Annotated in this window: 25 protein-coding genes and 2 tRNA genes; 12 read left to right on the top strand and 15 right to left on the bottom strand. The window is 62.9% G+C overall.

Annotated features, from left to right (window positions below; all coding sequences use genetic code 11):
* Positions 1–126: 126 nt before the first annotated feature.
* From ACXAEK_RS18860 to ACXAEK_RS18870, 3 genes are all read left to right on the top strand, one after another.
* Positions 127–201: transfer RNA gene (locus ACXAEK_RS18860), tRNA-Gly, on the top strand.
* A 161-nt stretch (positions 202–362) separates the two neighbouring features.
* A complete protein-coding gene (locus ACXAEK_RS18865) occupies positions 363–1,715 on the top strand; it encodes an aminotransferase (protein WP_475044251.1) in 1,353 nt (450 codons plus the stop codon).
* Positions 1,716–1,829: 114 nt separating this feature from the next.
* Positions 1,830–2,756 carry a calcium-binding protein gene (locus ACXAEK_RS18870; RefSeq protein ID WP_475044253.1) on the top strand — a complete coding sequence of 309 codons (927 nt, stop codon included), beginning with the start codon at positions 1,830–1,832 and terminating at the stop codon, positions 2,754–2,756.
* Positions 2,757–2,799: 43 nt separating this feature from the next.
* Here ACXAEK_RS18870 and ACXAEK_RS18875 read toward each other — a convergent pair whose 3' ends face one another.
* A complete protein-coding gene (locus ACXAEK_RS18875; protein WP_475044255.1) occupies positions 2,800–3,039 on the bottom strand; it encodes an Lrp/AsnC family transcriptional regulator in 240 nt (79 codons plus the stop codon).
* Positions 3,040–3,240: 201 nt separating this feature from the next.
* Between ACXAEK_RS18875 and hisB the strand changes: the two genes are divergently transcribed.
* Positions 3,241–3,828 (top strand): imidazoleglycerol-phosphate dehydratase HisB, encoded by a 588-nt coding sequence (hisB, locus tag ACXAEK_RS18880; RefSeq protein WP_475044257.1) that lies wholly within the window; start codon positions 3,241–3,243, stop codon positions 3,826–3,828.
* Between the two features lies 1 nt (position 3,829).
* Entirely contained in the window at positions 3,830–4,468 is a 639-nt protein-coding gene (gene hisH / locus ACXAEK_RS18885) for an imidazole glycerol phosphate synthase subunit HisH (protein WP_475044259.1), read from the top strand.
* Positions 4,469–4,535: 67 nt separating this feature from the next.
* On the opposite strand, the gene ACXAEK_RS18890 is transcribed toward hisH, so the two are convergent.
* The gene (locus ACXAEK_RS18890) at positions 4,536–5,267 is read right to left on the bottom strand and encodes a helix-turn-helix transcriptional regulator (protein WP_475044262.1); all 732 of its coding nucleotides are present in this window, start codon (positions 5,265–5,267) and stop codon (positions 4,536–4,538) included.
* 103 nt (positions 5,268–5,370) lie between these two features.
* Between ACXAEK_RS18890 and ACXAEK_RS18895 the strand changes: the two genes are divergently transcribed.
* Positions 5,371–5,907, top strand: a complete 537-nt coding sequence (locus ACXAEK_RS18895; RefSeq protein ID WP_475044264.1) for a peroxiredoxin-like family protein — start codon at positions 5,371–5,373, stop codon at positions 5,905–5,907.
* Between the two features lie 108 nt (positions 5,908–6,015).
* A complete protein-coding gene (locus ACXAEK_RS18900; RefSeq protein WP_475044266.1) occupies positions 6,016–6,267 on the top strand; it encodes a WGR domain-containing protein in 252 nt (83 codons plus the stop codon).
* Positions 6,268–6,269: 2 nt separating this feature from the next.
* Here the strand turns inward: ACXAEK_RS18900 and ACXAEK_RS18905 are convergent, their stop codons facing one another.
* Entirely contained in the window at positions 6,270–6,656 is a 387-nt protein-coding gene (locus tag ACXAEK_RS18905; RefSeq protein ID WP_475044268.1) for a DUF2147 domain-containing protein, read from the bottom strand.
* Between the two features lie 134 nt (positions 6,657–6,790).
* Between ACXAEK_RS18905 and hisA the strand changes: the two genes are divergently transcribed.
* Together hisA and ACXAEK_RS18915 are read left to right on the top strand one after the other, a co-directional pair.
* Positions 6,791–7,513 (top strand): 1-(5-phosphoribosyl)-5-[(5-phosphoribosylamino)methylideneamino]imidazole-4-carboxamide isomerase, encoded by a 723-nt coding sequence (gene hisA, locus ACXAEK_RS18910; protein ID WP_475044270.1) that lies wholly within the window; start codon positions 6,791–6,793, stop codon positions 7,511–7,513.
* Between the two features lie 25 nt (positions 7,514–7,538).
* Positions 7,539–7,829 carry a hypothetical protein gene (locus tag ACXAEK_RS18915; RefSeq protein WP_475044272.1) on the top strand — a complete coding sequence of 97 codons (291 nt, stop codon included), beginning with the start codon at positions 7,539–7,541 and terminating at the stop codon, positions 7,827–7,829.
* A 32-nt stretch (positions 7,830–7,861) separates the two neighbouring features.
* Here ACXAEK_RS18915 and ACXAEK_RS18920 read toward each other — a convergent pair whose 3' ends face one another.
* The gene (locus ACXAEK_RS18920) at positions 7,862–8,308 is read right to left on the bottom strand and encodes a DUF302 domain-containing protein (RefSeq protein ID WP_475044274.1); all 447 of its coding nucleotides are present in this window, start codon (positions 8,306–8,308) and stop codon (positions 7,862–7,864) included.
* Positions 8,309–8,533: 225 nt separating this feature from the next.
* Here ACXAEK_RS18920 and hisF point away from each other — a divergent pair, with 225 nt between their 5' ends.
* The gene (gene hisF / locus ACXAEK_RS18925; protein ID WP_475044276.1) at positions 8,534–9,295 is read left to right on the top strand and encodes an imidazole glycerol phosphate synthase subunit HisF; all 762 of its coding nucleotides are present in this window, start codon (positions 8,534–8,536) and stop codon (positions 9,293–9,295) included.
* Between the two features lie 11 nt (positions 9,296–9,306).
* On the top strand, positions 9,307–9,624 hold the full coding sequence (locus ACXAEK_RS18930; protein ID WP_475044277.1) for a phosphoribosyl-ATP diphosphatase: 318 nt from the start codon (positions 9,307–9,309) through the stop codon (positions 9,622–9,624).
* A gap of 170 nt (positions 9,625–9,794) precedes the next feature.
* Here ACXAEK_RS18930 and ACXAEK_RS18935 read toward each other — a convergent pair whose 3' ends face one another.
* The 3 genes from ACXAEK_RS18935 to rlmB form a co-directional block, all read right to left on the bottom strand.
* Positions 9,795–10,265 carry a CoA-binding protein gene (locus ACXAEK_RS18935; protein WP_475044279.1) on the bottom strand — a complete coding sequence of 157 codons (471 nt, stop codon included), beginning with the start codon at positions 10,263–10,265 and terminating at the stop codon, positions 9,795–9,797.
* 204 nt (positions 10,266–10,469) lie between these two features.
* The gene (locus ACXAEK_RS18940; RefSeq protein WP_475044280.1) at positions 10,470–10,931 is read right to left on the bottom strand and encodes a YHS domain-containing (seleno)protein; all 462 of its coding nucleotides are present in this window, start codon (positions 10,929–10,931) and stop codon (positions 10,470–10,472) included.
* 99 nt (positions 10,932–11,030) lie between these two features.
* Positions 11,031–11,807, bottom strand: a complete 777-nt coding sequence (gene rlmB, locus ACXAEK_RS18945; RefSeq protein ID WP_475044282.1) for a 23S rRNA (guanosine(2251)-2'-O)-methyltransferase RlmB — start codon at positions 11,805–11,807, stop codon at positions 11,031–11,033.
* Positions 11,808–11,927: 120 nt separating this feature from the next.
* Here rlmB and ACXAEK_RS18950 point away from each other — a divergent pair.
* Positions 11,928–12,011: transfer RNA gene (locus ACXAEK_RS18950), tRNA-Tyr, on the top strand.
* A gap of 134 nt (positions 12,012–12,145) precedes the next feature.
* Here the strand turns inward: ACXAEK_RS18950 and ACXAEK_RS18955 are convergent.
* From ACXAEK_RS18955 to ACXAEK_RS18990, 8 genes are all read right to left on the bottom strand, one after another.
* Positions 12,146–12,664, bottom strand: coding sequence for a DUF2478 domain-containing protein (locus ACXAEK_RS18955; protein ID WP_475045312.1), 519 nt, complete (start codon positions 12,662–12,664; stop codon positions 12,146–12,148).
* Positions 12,665–12,726: 62 nt separating this feature from the next.
* A complete protein-coding gene (locus tag ACXAEK_RS18960; protein WP_475044283.1) occupies positions 12,727–13,389 on the bottom strand; it encodes an NnrU family protein in 663 nt (220 codons plus the stop codon).
* A gap of 122 nt (positions 13,390–13,511) precedes the next feature.
* Positions 13,512–15,548 carry an ABC transporter permease gene (locus ACXAEK_RS18965; protein ID WP_475044285.1) on the bottom strand — a complete coding sequence of 679 codons (2,037 nt, stop codon included), beginning with the start codon at positions 15,546–15,548 and terminating at the stop codon, positions 13,512–13,514.
* Positions 15,548–16,600 carry a quaternary amine ABC transporter ATP-binding protein gene (locus ACXAEK_RS18970; protein ID WP_475044286.1) on the bottom strand — a complete coding sequence of 351 codons (1,053 nt, stop codon included), beginning with the start codon at positions 16,598–16,600 and terminating at the stop codon, positions 15,548–15,550. The genes ACXAEK_RS18965 and ACXAEK_RS18970 overlap by 1 nt, the downstream gene beginning before the upstream one ends.
* Before the next feature lie 10 nt (positions 16,601–16,610).
* Entirely contained in the window at positions 16,611–17,576 is a 966-nt protein-coding gene (locus tag ACXAEK_RS18975) for an ABC transporter substrate-binding protein (protein ID WP_475044288.1), read from the bottom strand.
* Between the two features lie 384 nt (positions 17,577–17,960).
* Positions 17,961–18,929, bottom strand: a complete 969-nt coding sequence (locus ACXAEK_RS18980; protein ID WP_475044289.1) for an ABC transporter substrate-binding protein — start codon at positions 18,927–18,929, stop codon at positions 17,961–17,963.
* Positions 18,930–19,113: 184 nt separating this feature from the next.
* Entirely contained in the window at positions 19,114–19,905 is a 792-nt protein-coding gene (locus ACXAEK_RS18985) for a methyltransferase domain-containing protein (RefSeq protein WP_475044290.1), read from the bottom strand.
* Complete coding sequence (locus ACXAEK_RS18990) at positions 19,905–20,519, bottom strand: pimeloyl-ACP methyl esterase BioG family protein (protein WP_475044292.1); 615 nt, start codon at positions 20,517–20,519, stop codon at positions 19,905–19,907. Before ACXAEK_RS18990 ends, ACXAEK_RS18985 begins: the two co-directional genes overlap by 1 nt.

Here is a 20,519-nt window from a genome sequence, read left to right on the forward strand (position 1 = left end):
CGTCCTCCGGGGCGGCCTTTCGCTTTTGTGCATCACAGCATCGGCGGCTTTTTCTTCACCGGACCGTCATTTTCCGCTTGCGGCCCGCGCCTGGATTTCCTATTCACCGCGTCACCGGATGGCAGCGCGGGCGTAGCTCAGGGGTAGAGCATTACCTTGCCAAGGTAAGGGTCGTGAGTTCGAATCTCATCGCCCGCTCCATCGGGAAACGGACAGGCCGCCCTTCGGGGCGGCCTTTCGCTTTTTCCAATCCTGCGCCATGAATATGATCAAATTCCTTTTGACGCAGCTGTGCTTTCCCGCCAATGCTGGGCGCAACAGCGATTCCGCCCCTCCCGGCGGACCATTGGAGGAGTTTGGCCATGGCCCCAGTCATCTATCCCACTACCAATTTCACCGCGACCGAGCAGCTGTGCCTGGACCGCGGCGAAGGCATCTATGTCTATGACACGAAGGGCAACAAATACATCGAGGGGCTGGCCGGCCTGTGGTGCACCTCTCTGGGTTACAGCAATACCGAGGTGATGGACGCGATCACCGAACAGCTGCACAAGCTGCCGTTCTCGCACACCTTTGGCGGCAAGACCCATGAACCGATCATGGAACTGGCCGAGAAGCTGAAGGCGATGGTGCCGGTGGAGGATGCCTATATCTTCTTTGGCAACTCCGGATCCGACGCCAATGACACCCACTACAAGATGCTGCGCTATTACTTCAACGCCATCGGCAAGCCGGAGAAGCGCAAGATCATCACCCGGGAGCGCGGTTATCACGGGGTGACAGTGGCGGCTGGCTCTCTAACCTCGCTGCCTGCAAACCTGGCCCATTTCGACGCACCGCTGGAGGCGCTGTCGATCCTGCGCTCGGATTCACCGCATTACTACACCGGCCGCCAGGGCAACGAGACCGAAGAGCAGTTCGTCGACCGGATCATCAATAACCTGGAACAACAGATCCTGGCGGAAGACCCGGATACAATTGCGGCGATGATTGTCGAGCCGATCACCGGCGCCTCCGGTGTGATCGTGCCGCCGGAGGGCTATTACGAGAAGCTGCAGGCGCTATTGCGCAAGCATGGCATTCTGGTCTGGGCGGATGAGGTGATCTGCGGTTTTGGCCGCACCGGGGCTGATTTCGGCTGTACCACCATGGGCATCAAGCCGGACCTGATGACCTTTGCCAAGCAGCTGAGCTCAGCCTATTTCCCGATCTCGGCCTCGGTCATTCCGGGATACATGTATGAGGCAATGATCGCCCAGACCAATGAGGTTGGCGTGTTCGGTCACGGCTATACCTATTCGGGCCACCCGGCGGCCTGTGCGGCGGCGCTGAAGACGCTGGAGATCTATGAGCGCGACAACCTGTTTGAGCACGCCGCCGAGGTGGGCGCCTATATGCAGGCGCAGCTGCGCGAGATCTTCACCGCTCATCCGCTGGTCGGTGAGGTCCGCGGCAAGGGCCTGATCGCAGCGCTGGAGCTGGTATCGAACAAGACCACCGGCGCCAGCTTTGATAAGGGCGCGGCGGGGGCTGCTGCGCAGAAGGCCTGCGAGGCCAACGGGCTGATCATCCGGGCGGTTGCAGGCAATGCGGTGGCTCTGTGCCCGCCGATCATCATCACCAAGGATGAGGTCGATGACATGCTGGCGCGGATGAGGACCGCGATTGATGCGGCTTATGCGGAGCTGTGGGACAAGGGGCTGATTGCACAGTAAGCCCGGCGGAAAAGATGCGCCGCAGTGGAGCGATGAAACTTTGCGGCGCATTTTCCCCGTGAATTGCAGCCAGGGAGCAGTGAACACCTAATCATTCAAATCAAAAGGTGTTCCATGGTAAAATTTGTCGTCAATGGAAATACGCGAACGGATCAGGCCGGCGGCGGCCTGGGCTGGCTGTCCTTTCAGTTTCAGCTGGGGGCAAGCGTCACCGGCACGTCCAGCACGGGGTTTTCGCTGGTCCGGGACATTTCCACCCCCATCCCCGGCGCCCCTCCGATCCCCGATCCCGCACCGGATGTCTACAGCGGCACCGATCTGCAATTCACCGATATCACCCTGTTCGGCACAACACTGGCAACGCCCAGCAGCGGGCTGATCACCGATGTAACCGAAACCGGGGCGGATTTCACCTCAACCGCGACAGGGCTGAATATCGACGCCGCCGATTTTTTCCGGGTCTCGGCCACGGAAAGCAACCGGGACAACGTCCAGCTTCTGAAGCAGGTGTTCAGCGGGCGGGATGAATTTCAGGGCGGCGGCAAACGCGACAAGTTCAATGGCTTTGGCGGGAACGACAAGATTGACGGGCGGCAGGGCAATGACAAGCTGTGGGGCGGCGGCGGCAGGGACAAGATCCTTGGCGGCAGAGGCGCTGACAGCCTGATCGGAGGCGGCGGCCGCGACACGCTGTCGGGCGGCAAGGGCGATGACACGCTGGTTGGATCCGCGGGGAATGACCGTTTGACTGGCGGCGGCGGGGACGACCGGCTGGAAGGCGGAAAGGGCAACGATATCCTGCGCGGCCAGTCCGGCCGGGACGTGTTTGTCTTCAATGGCGGCAATCTGGGCAGCGACACCATCGAGAATTGGTCCGATGGCAAGGACCGGATCGAAATCGACTATCATGGCGTCACCAGTTTTGCCGATCTGACGCTAACCTCGGACGGGAATGATCTGGAAATCACCTACGGCAGCACCAGCATTCTCATCCTCGGAGGCAGCAACGTTCCAATCGACGCCTCCGATTTCATCTTTTGATTGCTCTCCCCTCCCGCTTGTTCGGGGCGGGAGGGGGCAGCCGTCAAAACACCTTGTAGGTCATCGTGGTCAGCGACCGTTCGATCCCATCGATTTGCAGCAGCTGGTCATTGATAAATTTGCCGACGTCTTCACCTGAGGGGATGTAGAGCTTCATCAAGAGGTCAAAGTTGCCGCTGGTGGAATAAAGCTCGGAGTGGATTTCGCGCAGGGCGATTTCCTCGGCCACCTTGTAAGTGGTGCCGGGCTTGCAGCGGATCTGGACAAAGACGCAGGTGGACATGGGCGGCCCTTTTGAATGGTCACGGAATTTCGCCAAGCTCGCACGCGGCGCAGGCAGGCGCAAGAGACCGGGATCATGCCTGGATTGCTGCAACAGGTTGCCCCCATGCACAATGCCGCACTTGAGCCATGCCCCCTGCCCGCCCTATAAGCGCCCAGGCAGAATTTGAATTCCTGCAGCATGACGAAGGATAAGCCGCTGATGCGTACCGCCAAAGTGACCCGCAAGACCGCGGAAACCGATATCTCGGTTGAGATCAACCTGGATGGCACCGGGGTCTATGACAACCAGACCGGGGTTGGCTTTTTCGACCATATGCTGGACCAGCTGGCGCGCCATTCGCTGATTGACATGACCATCCGCGCCAAGGGCGATTACCACATCGACGACCACCACACGGTGGAGGACACCGGCATCGCGCTGGGTCAGGCGCTGGTGCAGGCGCTGGGGGACAAGAAGGGCATCCGCCGCTATGGCGAGTGCCACCTGCCGATGGACGACACCCAGGTGCGCTGTGCGCTGGACCTGTCGGCGCGCCCCTTCCTGATATGGAATGTGGAGCTGCCGACCCAGAAGATAGGCACGTTTGACACTGAGCTGGTGCGGGAGTTTTTCCAGGCGCTCAGCACTCACGGCGGCATCACCCTGCACATCGACCAGCTGCACGGGTTCAACAGCCACCACATCGCCGAGGCGGCCTTCAAGGCGGTCGCCCGTGCGTTGCGGCTGGCAGTGGAGACCGATCCGCGCAAGGCGGATGCGATCCCGTCGACCAAGGGCGCACTCTAAGATGCTGACCGCGATTATCGACTACGATTCCGGCAACCTGCACTCTGCCGAGAAAGCCTTTCAGCGCATGGCGCGGGAGATGGACGCGGGCGAGGTCGTGGTGACCTCTGACGCCGATGTGGTGGCCCGCGCCGACCGGCTGGTGCTGCCCGGCGATGGTGCCTTTCCGGCTTGCGCGGCGGAGCTGCGCGGCCACAAGGGCATCTATGACGCCATGGTCGAAGCGGTGGAGCAGAAGGGCCGTCCGTTCCTGGGCATCTGCGTCGGCATGCAGCTGATGGCGACCACCGGGCATGAGTATGAAGAGACACCGGGCCTCGGCTGGGTTGGCGGCGATGTGGTGAAGATCGAACCCGCGGATGCGTCGCTGAAGGTGCCGCATATGGGCTGGAACGATCTGGTGATCGACCATGCGCACCCGGTCTTTGACGGCATCCAAAGCGGCGATCACGTGTATTTTGTGCACTCCTACCATTTCCGCGTGGCAAACCCGGCGGAGCGGCTGGCGCATGTGGATTACGCCGGAGATGTCACGGCTGTCATTGGCCGGGACACGATGCTGGGCATGCAGTTCCACCCGGAGAAAAGCCAGGCCACGGGCCTGAGAATGATCGGCAACTTCCTGACCTGGAAACCGTAAGGGGACGGCGCTTGCGCGCCGTTGCCTTCTGCTTTGAGCATTTAGACAAAGAAGAAGCCTGGAGCATCTAGGCCGCAGCGGAGCGTAGTGACACCGGCGCGACGCCATAGGCCTTGCGGAAAGCGCGGGTGAAGCCTTCGGGGCTGGTATAGGCGTAGCGGCGGGCCACCGCCTCCACCCTATCGCCGCGCACAAGATCCTGATGCGCCAGGATCAGCCGCCAGCGGCGCAAGTAGCCGATTGGGGTTTCGCCGACCTCAGCCGCGAAGAGTTCCGCAAAGCGTGACAGCGACAGCCCCGCCTCCTGCGCCAGGTCGGCGTTGGTCCAGAGGCGGCCCGGATGGTCGTGCATTGCCACGATGGCGCGGCTGAGGCGCGGGTCGGCGAGGCCCGCCAGCAGTCCCGGCTCTGTCGCGCCCCTTTGGATCTGATTGCGCAACAGGCGCACCATCAGCACCTCGCCCAGCCGGTTGATCACCGATTGCGCGCCGCAATGCCACCCCTCTGCTTCGTCCCGCATCAGCCGTACCAGCCCCTGCGCCTCGGCATTGCTGGAAACGTCATATTCCACCACCGGCGGCAATGCGGCCAGGAACGGATTGCTTTGCCCCGACCATTCCACCCGCGCCGCCCACATGACCGCCCCCGGAGCAGGAACCGCCAATGGGCCGCGTGTGCGGTAAAGAATCTGCACCGGCTCCCCTGCTGCATCGGCCAGCGCGATCAAATTGGCCTCGCCCGGGGCAGCGGCCTGCACGGTGAGCTGGAAGCGGTCCATCAATGTGGTGAGGCGATCCATGATTTCGGAGTTTCCATCAGGTTTTTCGGATTTATACAACAGTAAACTGGGCGATACCTTTGGGCAAGAACCACCACTCACATCATTCATAAGGACCAAAAACATGCTGATCCCCCGCCAGAAAACCCCGGACCTGACCCTGCCGACGCTGGACCATGGGCAGTTTAACCTGTCTGCGGAAACCGCCGAGCGCGGCACTGTGATCTGCTTTTACCGCGGCTTGCATTGCCCGATCTGCGCGACCTATCTGAAGGAGTTCGAGAAGAAGGTTCCGGCCTTTGCCGAACGCGGTGTCAACTGCATCGCCATCAGTTCTGACGGCGAGGAGCGCACACGTGCAATGGCCGGCAAGATCGAGGCCAAGGAACTGCGGTTCGGCTACGACCTGCCGCTCACCGTGGCCAAGGAATGGGGGCTTTATATCTCCACCTCGCGCGGCAAGACCTCTATCGGGATCGAGGAGCCTGCGCTGTTCTCAGAGCCCGGCCTGTTCCTGGTAACACCGGAGCAGACGCTCTATTACGGCTCGGTGCAGACCATGCCTTTCGTGCGCCCGCATTTCGCGGAACTGGTGGCGGCACTGGATTTTGCCATCCCCAACAACTACCCGGCGCGCGGCGAATACACCGGTGAGGTGTAAGCGTTACAGCTGCCGCTGGGGCCAGTGCAATTCGCCGGATTGAACAATAGACAAGGGGTCCGCTTCGTTGCATACGGGGCGGACCTTTTGTCACTGCGGCAGCCCCCATTGCACATCCGTTTCGAGAAATACGACCACGCCGAAGGCAAGCACCGCTATTGCCTGCTGAGCCTGACGCCGACCCTGTTCGGCGACTGGTGTGTTGAGCGTGTATCCGGGCCGCTGAACGCGCCGGGCGGGGTGCAGAAGCGCACGTATTTTGCCGGTCAGGCAGAAGCGCAGGCGATTTTCGAACGCTTCCGGGACCGGCAGCTGAAACGCGGCTATGCGCCGATCCCGGTGCAGCTGGGGCTGCTTTAGGCTTATTCGACGCGGGTCCAGGTTTGTTTCGAGCAGATCAGCCCGCCCGCAACGCAGCCCCGCAAGGCCAAGGAGCTGCCCGCCAGATCCATCTTGCCGATGTAGATCTTGTCGTTGGAGGGCCGCCAGACCTTGCCCTCGTAAGAGCCGTCGCCGTTTGGCACCATGTCGATCACCAGCGTCTTGCCAATGTTCGGGGACTGGTACTCACCATCGCTGTTGAAGGTGCGGGCGATTTTGCCGCAAACCGCGGCGCCGCATTTCGCCATCTGGATGTGGGCATAGGAGCCGTCATCGGGTTCGGTTTTCCAAACACCCAGAACCGGGTCCGCCGCAGCTGCACCTGCCAGCCCCAAGGCCACGGCAATGCCTGCCAGTAGATGTTTCATTCCATTTCCTCCCTGTTTTCAGGCAGCCTGTCCCTGATGCCTTCTTTGAGGCAAGGTTGACTTCGGGTCGCGTTGCAATCTGCCCTTACGTTGTGCAAAACACCGCCAGCTTGATTTCACGAAGGACCGCCCGGATGATCCTCTACCCCGCGATTGACCTCAAAGACGGCCAGGCCGTGCGCCTGCTGCATGGCGAGATGGACAAGACCACAGTGTTCAATGACAACCCCGCCGCGCAGGCGCTGGAGTTTGTCGAGGCGGGCTGTGAGTGGCTGCATCTGGTGGACCTCAATGGCGCCTTTGCCGGCGAGCCGGTCAACGCCGTGCCGGTCGAGGAGATCCTGAAGCAGACCAAGGTGCCCGCGCAGCTGGGTGGCGGTATCCGCGACATGGCAACCATCGAGCGCTGGATCGGCAAGGGCCTGGCCCGGGTCATCCTGGGCACCGTGGCGGTGGAAAACCCGGATCTGGTGCGCGAAGCGGCGCGGGAATTCCCTGGCAAGGTGGCGGTCGGCATCGACGCCCGCAACGGCAAGGTCGCAACCAAGGGCTGGGCCGAGGAAACCGACGTGATGGTCACCGACCTCGCCAAATCCTTTGAGGACGCCGGCGTTGCCGCGATCATCTATACCGACATCCTGCGCGACGGCGCGATGAAGGGCCCGAATGTCGAGGCCACCGCCGGTCTGGCAAATGCGGTAAGCATCCCGGTGATTGCATCCGGCGGCGTGTCCTCGCTGGACGACCTCACGGCGCTGAAATCCTGCGGCGCGCCTTTGAACGGCGCGATTTCAGGCCGGGCGCTCTATGATGGGGCCATTGACCTGAAAGAGGCGCTGGCGGTTCTGAAAGCCTGACGCCGTCCCGGCGAAGGGAAAGCCTATGCGCCTCGTCCGCCGCATCCTTGCCGTCCTCACCATAGGCCCGATTGTCCTGTGGCTGCTGTGTATTGCCTTTGTGGTACTGCTGGGAGCCGGCTTTGATTGCGAAATCCACGAAGGCTTTGCCAACCCCTGCGTGGTGCTGGGCCGCGACCTGGGCGAGACCGCCTATACCATGGGGGTCTTTGCCGCCTGGGGGCCGCTGATCTTCGGCCCGGTCACCATGGGCGCCGGGCTGTTGTGGGCGATTGCAGCCGTGATCGACCGCTACCGGTCCCGCCCGCGCCGGTAAGGCACGGGGCGGCCTGCAGGCGGCCTTCGGGGTTATTGCGCGGCAGCAGCCGTCAGCTTGCCCAGAGCGCCCTGCATCTTGGCAATGAACCCGGCGTCAGCGGGGATATCGAGGCCCGAAAGCATCTCAGCCGGATCCTCATAGGTCACCCAGACCTGGCCATCCGCATCCTCATACGCCAGCACCTTAAGCGGCAGATAGAGCCCGGCGCGCATGTCCGCCTGCATCGCCGGGGTGCCCAGCTTGGGGTTGCCGAAAATCAGCAGCTGGGACGGCTTCAGCGCCAGTTCCGCCTTTTGCGCGCCCGCGGCATGATCCACCCGGGCAAAGACGGTGGCGCCTGCGCCCTCAACAGCGGCCTGCAGCGCGTCCATGGTTTCCGCCACGGGTTTCTGGCTTGGCACATTGATCAATTCGGCAGCGGCGGGCAATGCAGACATGAGGGCGATGGCTCCGGTAAGGATAAGGTTTTTCATCATAACAGCTGCTCCAAAATGTGAGGCGATGCGGTGAAAACAAGGCAGCGGGCGCAAACAGGCAAGTCACGTTTGCGGCATTGGCGGTATCTGACTGACTGCGGCGGTGCTGTCTGGCAGGGTAACATAAGCCCGCCCCGGACCAAAACGCGCAGCCGCAGCCATATCTGTTGCGCTTTTGGCAGTCATTGCGTACCCACGGGCGCAAGGAGCAAAAGGCGGATCCCCATGCTGAAAACCCGTATCATTCCCTGTCTCGACGTCGCCGATGGGCGTGTGGTCAAGGGCGTCAACTTTGTCGGCTTGCGCGATGCGGGCGATCCGGTGGAATCGGCCAAGGCCTATGATGCTGCCGGCGCGGATGAGATCTGCTTTCTCGACATTCACGCGACCCATGAAAACCGCGGCACCATGTTCGACGTGGTGCGGCGCACCGCCGAGCAGTGCTTTGTGCCGCTGACCGTGGGCGGCGGGGTGCGCACCAAAGATGATGTGCGGGCGCTTCTGCTGGCGGGCGCCGACAAGGTCTCGTTCAATTCCGCTGCGGTGGCCAACCCGGATGTGATTGCCGAGGCCGCGGATCAGTTCGGCAGCCAGTGCATCGTCTGCGCCATCGACGCCAAGACTGTCGAGCCGGGCCGTTGGGAGATTTTCACCCATGGCGGCCGCAAACCCACCGGCATCGACGCGGTGGAGTTTGCCCGCACCGTAACAGCAAAGGGCGCGGGAGAAATCCTGCTCACCTCGATGGACCGGGACGGCACCAAATCCGGATTCAACCTGCCCCTGACCAAGGCGATTTCGGACGCGGTGGACGTGCCGGTGATCGCCTCGGGCGGGGTCGGAAATCTGGACCACCTGGTAGAGGGCGTCACCAAAGGCGGTGCATCCGCGGTGCTTGCGGCCTCAATCTTCCACTTCGGCGAATACACCATCCAGGAAGCCAAGGAACACATGGCCGCCGCCGGCATCCCGATGCGGCTGAACTGAAGGGACATGTGATGAGCCTGCTGCACGATCTCGAAGCCACCATTCAGTCCCGCAAGGGCGCCGATCCGGACAGCAGCTGGACCGCCAAGCTGCTGGCAAAGGGACCGGAGAAATGCGCCGAGAAATTCGGCGAGGAAGCCATTGAGGCGATCATCGAGGCGGTGAAGGCTGACAAAGCCAAGCTGGCTTCGGAAGGCGCTGATGTGCTTTATCATTTCCTGGTGATGCTGGCCGCCCGCGATGTTGCGCTGGACGATGTGCTGCAGGTGCTGGCTGAACGCCAGGGCCTCAGCGGCATTGCCGAGAAAGCCAGCCGTCCCAAGGGCTGACCCCAAGCCCGCTCTCAATATTACAATTGGCCAGGCCCTGACGGGCAGACTTGCCCGTCAGGGCCTCTCAGCAAGTTCTTTTGCGCCGCGCAGCGGCGCCCGACCCAACCGCGCATGACGCCCTTCAGGGCGCCAGCAGCGGGCGGGAGCGCCCCGAACAGCCACAGGCGTCAGAGCTTCGAGGAAATGATGCCGGTGGCAAAACCACCCATGCGCAATTCGCCGAACAAGCGCTGGTATTCAATCTTGGGGCAGCGGTTCTGGATCACCGTCACCCCGCGCGCCTCGGCCCTGGCGGCAGCCTCAGCGTGCTCTACCCCTATCTGCATCCAGATGGTCTGCAGCTTGGGAAAAATCTCCAGCGCTTCATCCACGATCGGCGGCACCGCCTCGGAACGGCGGAAGATGTCGACCATGTCCACAGGCAGGTCAATTTCTGAAAGGCTGGCCCGCACTGTTTCGCCGAACAGCATCTTGCCCGCATGGCCGGGATTCACCGGAATCACCCTGTAGCCCTTGAGGCCCAGATAGCGTGCCACATAGTAGCTGGGGCGCACCGGGTTCATCGACACGCCCACCACCGCTACGGTCTTGGCCCTTTGCAGGACCTTCTTCAGATGCTCATCGCTGTAATCTGTCATGCCCGCACCCTAGCCGCGGCATCCGGCACAGAATAGACGGATTCGCTGCCCGGACATAAAAATGCGCCCGGACAAGCCGGGCGCAAGGTATGGAACGAGGGACAGTGAAAAAGATCTGCGGTGGTTCCACTCCGCAGTCTGTATTGAATATGGGTCACAGTCGGAAAAATAAAAGGGGTGCTCTCGCTTTTGTGAGGTGACAGGTTATTTCCGCAGCACTGCAGGCCAATGCGCATGCGCGCTGGCGATCATCTGCACGGTATCAGCCTGCCAAAGGGTGTGGACACGCTGGTTGTTCAACAGGAACAGCTCCCCGTCCACAATCGCCCAAATCTCAGGATTTCCCTGATGCACCAGCCCCTTGGACATCGCATAGGCGCAGTAGCCGCCAAAAACCGGTGCATAGGCACGGGGGTTAGCCTCAAACCGGGCCTGATTCCGTGCGGAAGCGAATCGCCACACGACCCCCTTCCACATCACCGCATGGGAACGCCGCCCCTTCTCTGCCGCCCCCTGCTCAAAGAAGGCCACAGGGTCATATCCCCCAATGGCCACCCCTTCGCGGGAGGAAAAGACAGCCATCTCTGCCCGGGACAGCCCTGGCAGAGACAGGAACAGAACTGCAGCAGCCAACAGGACCAGTCGCAGCACCTTGCTCTTCTCCATTCACGTTTTCCAAATCCGTCCCAGGACTCTGAAGCAGCACCCGGGCCTTGCAAAGGGCGCATACGCAGATGTGATCAGCCCGTGACGGCCCCGGCGCTCTTAGCGCCCGATCGAAGCATAGAGCGCGATCGCCGCTGCGTTCGACACATTGAGCGATCCAAAGCCGCCCGCGGCGCCGATCTTGACCAGGCCATCCACGGTTTCCTTGGTCTTTTGCCGCAGCCCCGGCCCCTCGGCGCCCAGCACCAAGGCTACCGGCAGGTGCTGCTTGCCCGCCAGCGCGGCTTCGATGGTCTGTTCTGCTTCGCCATCGAGACCCAGCACGATGAAACCCATGCTTTGCAGTTCGGTTATGGTGTCGGCGAGGTTGCGCATCCGCAGGTAGGGCTGACGCTCCAGCGCGCCGCTGGCGGTCTTGGCCAGCGCGCCGGTTTCAGGCGCCGAGTGGTGGCGGGTGCCGATCACGGCGCTGGCGCCCAGCACCTCTGCAGAACGCAGGATGGCGCCAACGTTATGCGGGTCAGTGACCCGGTCCAGCAGCAGCACCCGCGGCGCCTCTGCGCCGATGCAGTTTTCGGCCAGCCCACCCCAGTTCAGGGGCTTCACCTCAAGCGCTGCCCCCTGGTGCACCGACTGCGGGTCGATCGGCGGGTTGAACTTGCGCGGGTCGACAACCTCAGCCTCGATACCGGATTGTTCAATTGCATCTGCCAGTTTTGCCTGCGCGTTCATGGTCACCATCAGGCGCAGTTTTTCACGCTTGGGGTTCAGCAGCGCATCGCGCACCGCATGCAGCCCGAACAGCCACACGGTTTCCGCTGCAGCGGCCCGTTTGGCCTGCTCTTTTTCGACGACCCATTTGGGTTTCTTAGCCATATTGCTCTCCGGCAAAAAGAATTTGCGGGGCGCGTGAAAAACTTGCGTTTTTCCTGTTGACGCTCCTTTGGCCTGCTTGTAATCACGCCTCCACATCAGGTGCAACACGCAACTGACAGTGGGCGACAGGCCGCAAGGTGTGGCAGGGGACTGTAACTCCCTCGCGGAGACGCACGCTAGGTTCAATTCCTAGGTCGCCCACCATCTTCTTTCTGCATCACAGATCGGACGATGGTGGTTCAGCAAACCGCTGAATGGGCCGCACGCGGCGCGGTAAAACAAAAAGCCCGCATCAGCTTCGCGGGCCTTTCATCTGATTTCAAACGGTAATCTGCAGATCAGGCGGTTTCAGCCACAGCCTGTTCCGCCCAGGCGACCAGCGCCTCCAGATTCGGGCCAGCCGCCACCGCCATACCGTCCGCAAAGGCCTGGAACGGCTCTACGTTCAGCCTGTTAACGCCGGAAATCACCGGGATGCCAAGCGCCAGAGCCTCGCCGATGATGGGGCGCATACCGCGGCCATCGGCCTCGTGCTTGCCGAATTTATTGACGATCAGCAGCTGCGGCGCCGGGTCTGATTGCAGCACGCCAGAAACTTGCCCGACCGCCTGTTCCAGCGCCTCGGGGTTCAGGCGGCAGCCGCGGGCGCCCGCGCCCAGGGATTGCGAAATGCGGATGGTTTCGCCCGCAGGCAGCACCCGCACATCCATGTCGCACAACTCTTTGTCATAGCATTCCACATTGGTCTGCACGATACCGGCCAGGCGGATGCCCTTGGCCTGCAGTTTCTCGGCCAGCTCGCTCAGCAGACGGTCGGTGGCGCCGCGTTCTTCGGTCATCACATAGGCCAGGTGCATCAGTCTTATTCTCCAGTCTCGAGTCATTTCATAGGTGGTCATGCGGGCGCCGGGGTCAACCCCTACCAGGGCAGCGGATGGTAGCCGATGACGGGGGCGTGCAGAAGCAGAAGCGCCAGGAACGCTGCCCCGGCAAGCGCGGCCTCGCTGCCCGAGGGCCGCAGCCGGGCGAGGTTCAGCCGCGCGGTGTTGCGGCTGAGGCGGCGCCATTCGCCCTGCCCCATCTGGCGCTGTTTGCGCTTGTCGATCAGCGCCATACCCATCCAGGCAAAGCCCGCAAACAGGCCGAACAGAATCACATGCGCCAGGTCGCCGTTTGCCAGCAGATGCGCCCCGGCCCAAAGCGCCATCGCCGCCAGGAGCGGGTGGCGGCTTACAGCCAAGATACCGGGGGCTGCCGGATCAAAGGGCTTGATGCCAAGCCCGCCAAAGCTGAAGGGGTTCTGCCGCATCATGCCACCCACAGCCAGCAGGCAGGCCAGCGGCATCACCAGCAGCGGCACCCAGCGGAAACCCTCCCAATAGGGCAGCACGCCGACATAAGGCGCGCGGGCGGCGGCCACGACCAGCCAGGCCAGGATAGCCAGCGACAGCAGGCTGTAGGCGATGATATAGCCGCGCAGGCCCAAGCGGGCGACCAGCCAGGGCCGCACCGGCGGGCGCACGGGGATGGCGTGGCTGGCCAGGAACAACAGCAGTGCAGAGGTGAATTCGAGCCAGCCCATTGGGGTCTCTCCGGAAATAGATCAGTCTTAAGTGCAGCTATAGGCGGGCGGGCGGTGCAAAACGTTGCCCCAGATCAAAAAAGGGCGCCCCTTGGGCGCCCTTTAGATGATTTTGGAGGCGGTTACAGCCCCAGCGCCTTGCGCCGCTCCTCGGCAAAGCCCTGCACCATGCGGTCGGCAATCAGCGCGAGGATCGCCATCGCAGCCCCTGCAGAGATGCCTAGCCCCACATCCGCCTGCCCCAGCGCCAGATAGATCGACTGGCCAAGGCCGGTAGTGCCGATCAGCGCCGCAATGACCAGCATCGCAAAGGCATAGAGAATGGTCTGATTGAGCCCCAAGAGGATAGACGGCGCCGCATAGGGCGCGCGGATGTCTTTGAGCATCTGCCATGTGGTGGCGCCGGAGGCAGTCGCGGCCTCGATCATTTCCTCTGGCGTTGAAACCAGCCCGTGCCGGGTGTAGCGGATCATCGGCACGATGGCATAGGCGATGATCGCCAAAAAGGCGGAGAACTCGCCGATCTGGAACACCATCAGCACCGGAATCAGGAACACGAACAGCGGAATGGTCTGCAGCATGTCGCAGACCGGGCGCACCACCTGCCAGACGCCAGGCGACACCGCCGAGGCCAGACCGATGGCCCCACCCACGACCGCGCAGGCAAAGACTGCCGCGCCAGAGAGGTAGAGCGACAAGAGCGCCCGCTCCCACAGGCCGGACAGCAGGATGGTGCCTAGCAGCACCACGGTAAGGATCGCCAGCCCGCGGCCGCCTGCGACCCAGGCCAGCGCGCCCGCACCCACCAGAACAAAGGGCCAGGGCAGCTGCGAAATGCCGGTTTCCAGCATCCCTGCCGCAATCAGCAGCATCACGCCCAGCGCCATCTTTCCGCGCAATGCAAAGACCACGCCGGCAACGGCGCCCGCCGCAAACAGCGCCGCACTCATCGCCGGGGTCCAGGCAAACCCCCAGGTAAAGGGCAGCACCGCCTGATCCAGACCGATCCGCATCGGCAGCAGCACGTAGAACAAAACGTTGTTCTTGAGCGCAGTCAGAAACTCCGCGTTGGCGCTGGTGAAGGATGAAAGCCCCCGGTCCACGCTGTCCGCCACCGGGTTGAACAGGCCGTAGGCGCCGGGCTGCTGAACGCTGCCCCAGAAGGCTGCGCTGACCAGCGCACCCAGCGCCAGGATGCCCCAGGCAACGCGCGGGTTGTGCTTGTCGCGCCGGTCCTGGGTCAGGGTGCCGCTCATCCGGTCGATCAGAATTGCGAAGATCACGATCACAAGACCCGCCAGCAGACTCTGGCCGAACTGCGCCTTGCGCATGGTCAGCAGCACTTCCCAGCCAATGTCGTCAAAACCGCCGATTACCGCGGCGATGATCACCATCGAGAGTGCGGCCATCAGGCACTGGTTAACCCCCACCATGATCTGCTGTCCGGCCGAGGGGATCTCGCATTGGAACAGCTGCTGCAGGCGGGTGCCGCCGGCCATAATGGCGGCTTCCTTGATTTCAGGTTCCACGCGTTCCAGGCCCAACAGCACGTTGCGCGCCATCGGCGGGGCCGCGTAGATGGCGGAGGCGATGAGGCCCACCACAGGACCAAAGCCGAACAGCACCAGCAAGGGTGTGAGATAGGCAAAGGTCGGCACCGTCTGCATGATGTCGAGCACCGCCTGCACCGGCTGGCGGATCTTGGGGTACTCATTGGCAAGGATGCCGATGCTGCCGCCTATGATCAGCGCCAGCGGCACCGAGACGGCGACCAGCGCCAGCGTGTTCATGCTTTCGGGCCAGTAGCCCGATGCCAGCACAAAGCCGAGGCCCACCACGGCCATCAGCGCCATCCGCACCCCGCCCAGGGACCAGGCCAGCGCCGTGGTGGCGCAGATGACCAGCGGCCAGGGGGTATGGCTCAGCACAAAGTTCGCCGCCTCCATCGGATAGAACATCAGCGCCGAGAAACTGCGCGCGGCGGGTTTGATCAGCGCCAGGAACCATTCCATGAAGGCCCCGACCCAGTCAGTGGCAGGCAGCACCCAGGCGGCGGGGAATTTCACCAGCCACGGCAGGCTGCTTTCCAGCAGAAGGCACAGAGCACCCACCGCCGCTGCGATCAGCGCCGCAACGGATCCTTTCGACAGACCCGCCATCACCCCTGCTCCACCTGCAGCGCGGCAGCGAGGTCTGCAGGGTTTACCACGCCGACCAGTTTGCCGTCATCCGTGCGGACGGGCACCGGCTCATACAGCTCCATGCAGCGGGCAAGGGCGGCATCCAGCGTCATATCCTGCCGAAGGCCGGGATCGTCGGCGCCATAGACATGTTGCTCACCTGTCTGCATCACCGAGGCGACGCGGGCGTGCTGGCCCTTGGCCACGTCCTTGGAGAACTCGCGCACATAGTCATCCACCGGGCGCAGCACGATGTCGGCGGGGGTGCCGATCTGCACCACCTTGCCATCGCGCATGATGGCGATGCGGTCGGCGAGCTTCAGCGCCTCGTTGATGTCATGGGTGATGAAAACGATGGTGGTCCTCAGCTTGGCCTGAATTTCCAGGAACTCATCCTGCAGCTGCCGCCGGATCAGCGGGTCCAGGGCCGAGAACGGCTCATCCAGGAACCAGACCGAGCAATCGGCCACTAGCGAGCGGGCAATGCCGACGCGCTGGCGCTGGCCGCCTGAGAGTTCGCGTGGGTAGTTGGTTTCGCGGCCTCCGAGGCCAACCAATTCGATCACTTCCTGTGCCTTGGCAAGGCGCTGCTTCTTTTTCACCCCCTGCACCCGCAGCGGATAGGCGACATTCTCGGCCACGGTCATATGCGGGAACAGGCCGAAGTGCTGGAACACCATGCCCAGCTTCTTGCGTCGCAGTTCGATCAGCCGCTTGGGGCTGGCTTCGACGATATTCTCGCCGTCGATACGGATTTCGCCGCCGGTGGCGTGCAGCAGGTGCGAAATGCAGCGGATCAGGGTCGACTTGCCGGAACCGGACAGCCCCATGATCACAAACAGCTCCCCTTCCTTCACGTCAAAGGAGGCGTCCTGCACCGCCGGGATCAGCCCCTTGCCGCGCAAGTCCTGTGCTGCTGCTTCAGGTGTTTCGTGCTGCGACAGCGCCTCTTTCAGGGCGCTGTCTGCGTTGTTGCCAAACACCTGCCAGACATTCCGGCAGGTGATGGCGGGCGTTTCAGAGCCGCTCACTGGGCTGTGCTCAGTTGATGGCGGCGTCGACAACCGGGCGCCACTTGTCCTCGTTGGCGGCCATCCATTCGGCAACCACCTCTTCGACCTTGCCGCCGTCCACGTCGACCGCGCCCATCATCGGCTGCTGGTCCTCAACGGCCAGGGTGTAGTTCGACAGGATCTCAAAGGCTGCAGGCCAGGTTTCCTCGGTGCCGGACCAAGCAGCCTTGAAGATGCGCGAGGGCGAGAAGTCGCAGTCGTTCACCGCATTGGGGTTCGGCCCCCAGGCCGGATCGCTGAAACAGGCGTCCTCGCCTGCCGGCAGGTCGACAAACTGCACGTCATAGGCGGACATCGCCCAATGCGGCTGCCAGAAAGTGATCAACAGCGGCGTCTTACGCTCCGTCGCGGCGCGCAGCTCGACGATCAAAGCTGCCTCAGAACCCGCAGGCACGGCCTTGAACGGCAGCTCAAGTCCCGTCATACGGTCGGCACCGGGCGTGCCCCAGTCGGCCGGGTAGTCGACCAGGCGGCCATTCGGCAGGGTTTCAGCGGTGGCGAATTGCATCGCGCAATCCTTCAGCGCCTCCCAGGCCGGCAGGCCGGGGCAGATTTCGGCCACATGGGCCGGGTAGGCAATACCTTCACGCGCGTTCAGCTCCAGGTCGCCCAGTTCGACAACAGTGCCCTCTTCCACCTTCTTGGCGTATTCATCCGAGACATTGGAGGACCAGATTTCCAGCGTCGCGTGGATGTCGCCATCGGCGATGGCCTGGAACTGGTTCATCATGCCCGCGGACACATATTCCACGTCATAGCCAGCGGCCTTGAGCATTTCGCCTGCAATATGAGTGGTCACATGCTGGCCGGTCCATTCGTTCACCGCCAGCTTAATCGGCTTGCCGGTGTCGCCCAGCTCCGCCGCAGAGGCGATGCCCGCTGCAACCGTCATCGTTGCGGCGCCCAGCGCCAGCGCATATCCCTTGAAGTTCATCCTTCTACTCCCTGTCATTGTTGTTGCGCGGCCCGTTTTCCGGCCTAGCGCGTCTTTTGGAACCCGGCGGCTCATGGCAGCTGCCTGGCCTTACGGCCGCTCTTTACCTTTGTCAGCAGATGCCCATGACCCAAGTGTGGCCGGGGATAATGCAAGTATTGGAACATATTGCGACCTCTTGTCGAGCAAATGCGGCACAAAAGGCAAAAAAATCTGATTGACGGTTTAAGTTTTTGTGCAAACAGACAAGTTCCGGAATCAACATCCCGCCCTCCGGGCTTATACCAGCGGCGGGTCGAGCAGCAAGGCAGATGCGCCGAAACAGAAACAGCGCCCCTGCATAGCAGGCGCGCTGTTCTTTCTGCATGAGCGGATTACGCGGCTTCAGGACCGGCCCTTGCCGGTGGCCTCCTCGACAACCGGCATCCACTTGGCGCGGTTGACCGCCAGCCAGCCGCGGGCGGCACCCCGCGGGGTTTCGCCGCGGACATCCACCAGGCCGATCAGCGGCTGCTGGTCCCAAATGCTCAGCTCATAGTTCTTGAGGATTTCATAGGCAGCAGGCCAGCGCTCTTTGAACCCGTTCCAGCTCGCCTTGACCACGCCGCCGCGGTAGAAATCGCAATCGCCGGTGGCCTTGGGGTTCGGCCCCCAGGACGGATCGGTGTAGCAGGCTGGCTCCGGCTTAGGCAGGCGCACGAATTGCAACGCATAGGACGACATTGCCCAATGCGGCGCCCAGAAGGTGGAAATCACCGGGCGTCTTTCGCGGTAGGCCTCCTGAAACGCCTCAATCATCGCGGCCTCGGACTCTGCCGCAACCACGTCAAACGGCAGGTCCAGGGCCCGGATCCGGTCGGCGCCGGGCGAGCCCCAGGATTCCGGGTAAGCCAGGTAAATGCCGCGCTTGCCCTTGCCATCCTTAGAGAAGATGGCCGCGCAGCTGCGCAGTGCTTCCCAGTTGGGAAGGCCCGGGCACATCTGCGCCACATAAGGCGGGAAAACCACCCCGTTGCGGGCATCCAGGCCCAGATCGCCCAGTTCCTCGATCCGGCCCTCGTCTCGGGCTGCAAAATAGCTGGCCGGGTTGCTGGTGGTCCAGATCTCAACCATCGCATGAACATCGCCTGAGGCGATTTCTTCATACATGGCGCCCTGGTCGGCCTCTACGTATTCGACGGTATAGCCCGCCTCCTCCAGCATGCCGCCGGCGATATAGGTCGACAAGTGCTGGCCGGTCCAATTGTTCAGGGACAGCCGGATCGGCGTTCCAACGTCGCCCATGTCAGCTGCATGAACAGCCCCCGAAACCGCCAGCGCCCCCAGCGCTGACGCAAACGCTTTGAATGTCATGGCGTAACTCCCGTTCTGCCAGTATTCCCACATGCCGCCCCCTAAGGGCGCAGCTCTGGTTCCGGCATATCAGGGGGACGTTGACAAAGATTAACGCGGCAGCGGATCACCTCCGCCGGCGCGCTGGAAAAAACCTAAAACTTGCCCTAAGCGCGCATTGCGCACGGAAACCGCCGCAATGCGGCTACCGGGTCCTGCGCGCGACCAGCAGCACAGGGTCATAGGTCAGCGGCAAGGCGCCATTGCAACCGAAACGGGCCTGGTAGGCTGCTTCGAACTCCCGCAGGCGGCGGCGGCTCCAATTTTGCCGGGCATGGCCGTTGACCCCGGTCTGGCGCAAATGCCGCAGCAGGTCCAGCGCACTGCCAAATGACAGCACGGCCGGGCGCTGCTCTACCGCCAAAAGCTCCATCCCTTCCGGCAGCAGGGCGGCCCATTCCCCGGCATCCAGGCAGCTTGGCGCTGCCGCGGCGGACCCCAGCGCCGCCAGTTCACGGAACTGGTTGCGGCCAAAGCCCGACAGCGCCAGCCAGCCGCCGGGTTTCAGATGCCGTGCCAGCCGCGCAAGCAAGACCGGCAGGTCCGGTATCCATTGCACGGCAGAGGCCGAGGCGATCAGTTCCAGCCGCCGCGGCAGCTCTATGCTCTCGATAGGGCCTGCCGCGAACCGGGCCTGCGCTGCCCCGCGACCTTTCAGCCCCTTCAGCGTCAGCGCCGCCTCCGGCACCAGATCATTGAGGATCAGGTTTTCCACCTCGAACCGCCGCAGCATCTGCCGGGTCAGGTGCCCGGTTCCGCAGCCGAACTCCAGCGCCATGCCGAAACGCCGCGGCGCGCCTTGAGCCTGAAGCATGGCCGCAAGCCGGGCGGCAGTTTCCGCCTGCACCGAGGCCGCGCCGTGGTAACTTTGCAGCCCGCGGCGGAAGCTGTGCAGGACGCGGGGCTGGTCCAGCCCATGGGACACAAGATCTTTCATCAGAACAGCGCCTCCCATTCTGAAAACCTGTCAAAGGGGGCGTGGGCGGCGTCGATCCTGGAGATATCCTGCCCGGCCCAGGCCCGGGCCAGATTGGCTGGCGGGAAAATCCTGTCGCCGGAGCTGATCCAGATCCGGTCGAACCGCATACGAGGAGCATCGCCGCGCTGCTCCACTGCCAGCAGTTCTGCGCGGCGCGCGTCCACATCCAGCGGCTCGGCGGGCTGCGGCGCGCCGAACACCCGTGTCAGGAAGTCCTGGTAGGTTTGCAGGCTCAGGCGCTCGACTGTCTTGCGGAAGACGGCAGGAGGGATGCCCGCGGCCCGGTGCACCGGCTGCAGGCTGCCGTTCACCGCGGCCTTGCGGTGGAACGGATCAGGACGCCCCTGCTGCCAATGGGCATAAGCCGCCACACCAAAGGACCAGGCCAGCAGGCTGAGCCGCTCATAGCCGGAAAGATCCGGCAAGCCGGCGTCCAGATTGGTGTAATCACTGGCAAACAAGATGTCTTGCGGGCCATCCAAGTGCCAGAACACTTCCGGCCCCACGGCCCAGCCGCCGAAAACCACGATGACCTCGGCTGCCTGGTTCTGTTTGAGCCAGCGGAACTCCAC

Source organism: Leisingera sp. ABM4_101 (genome assembly GCF_056158725.1).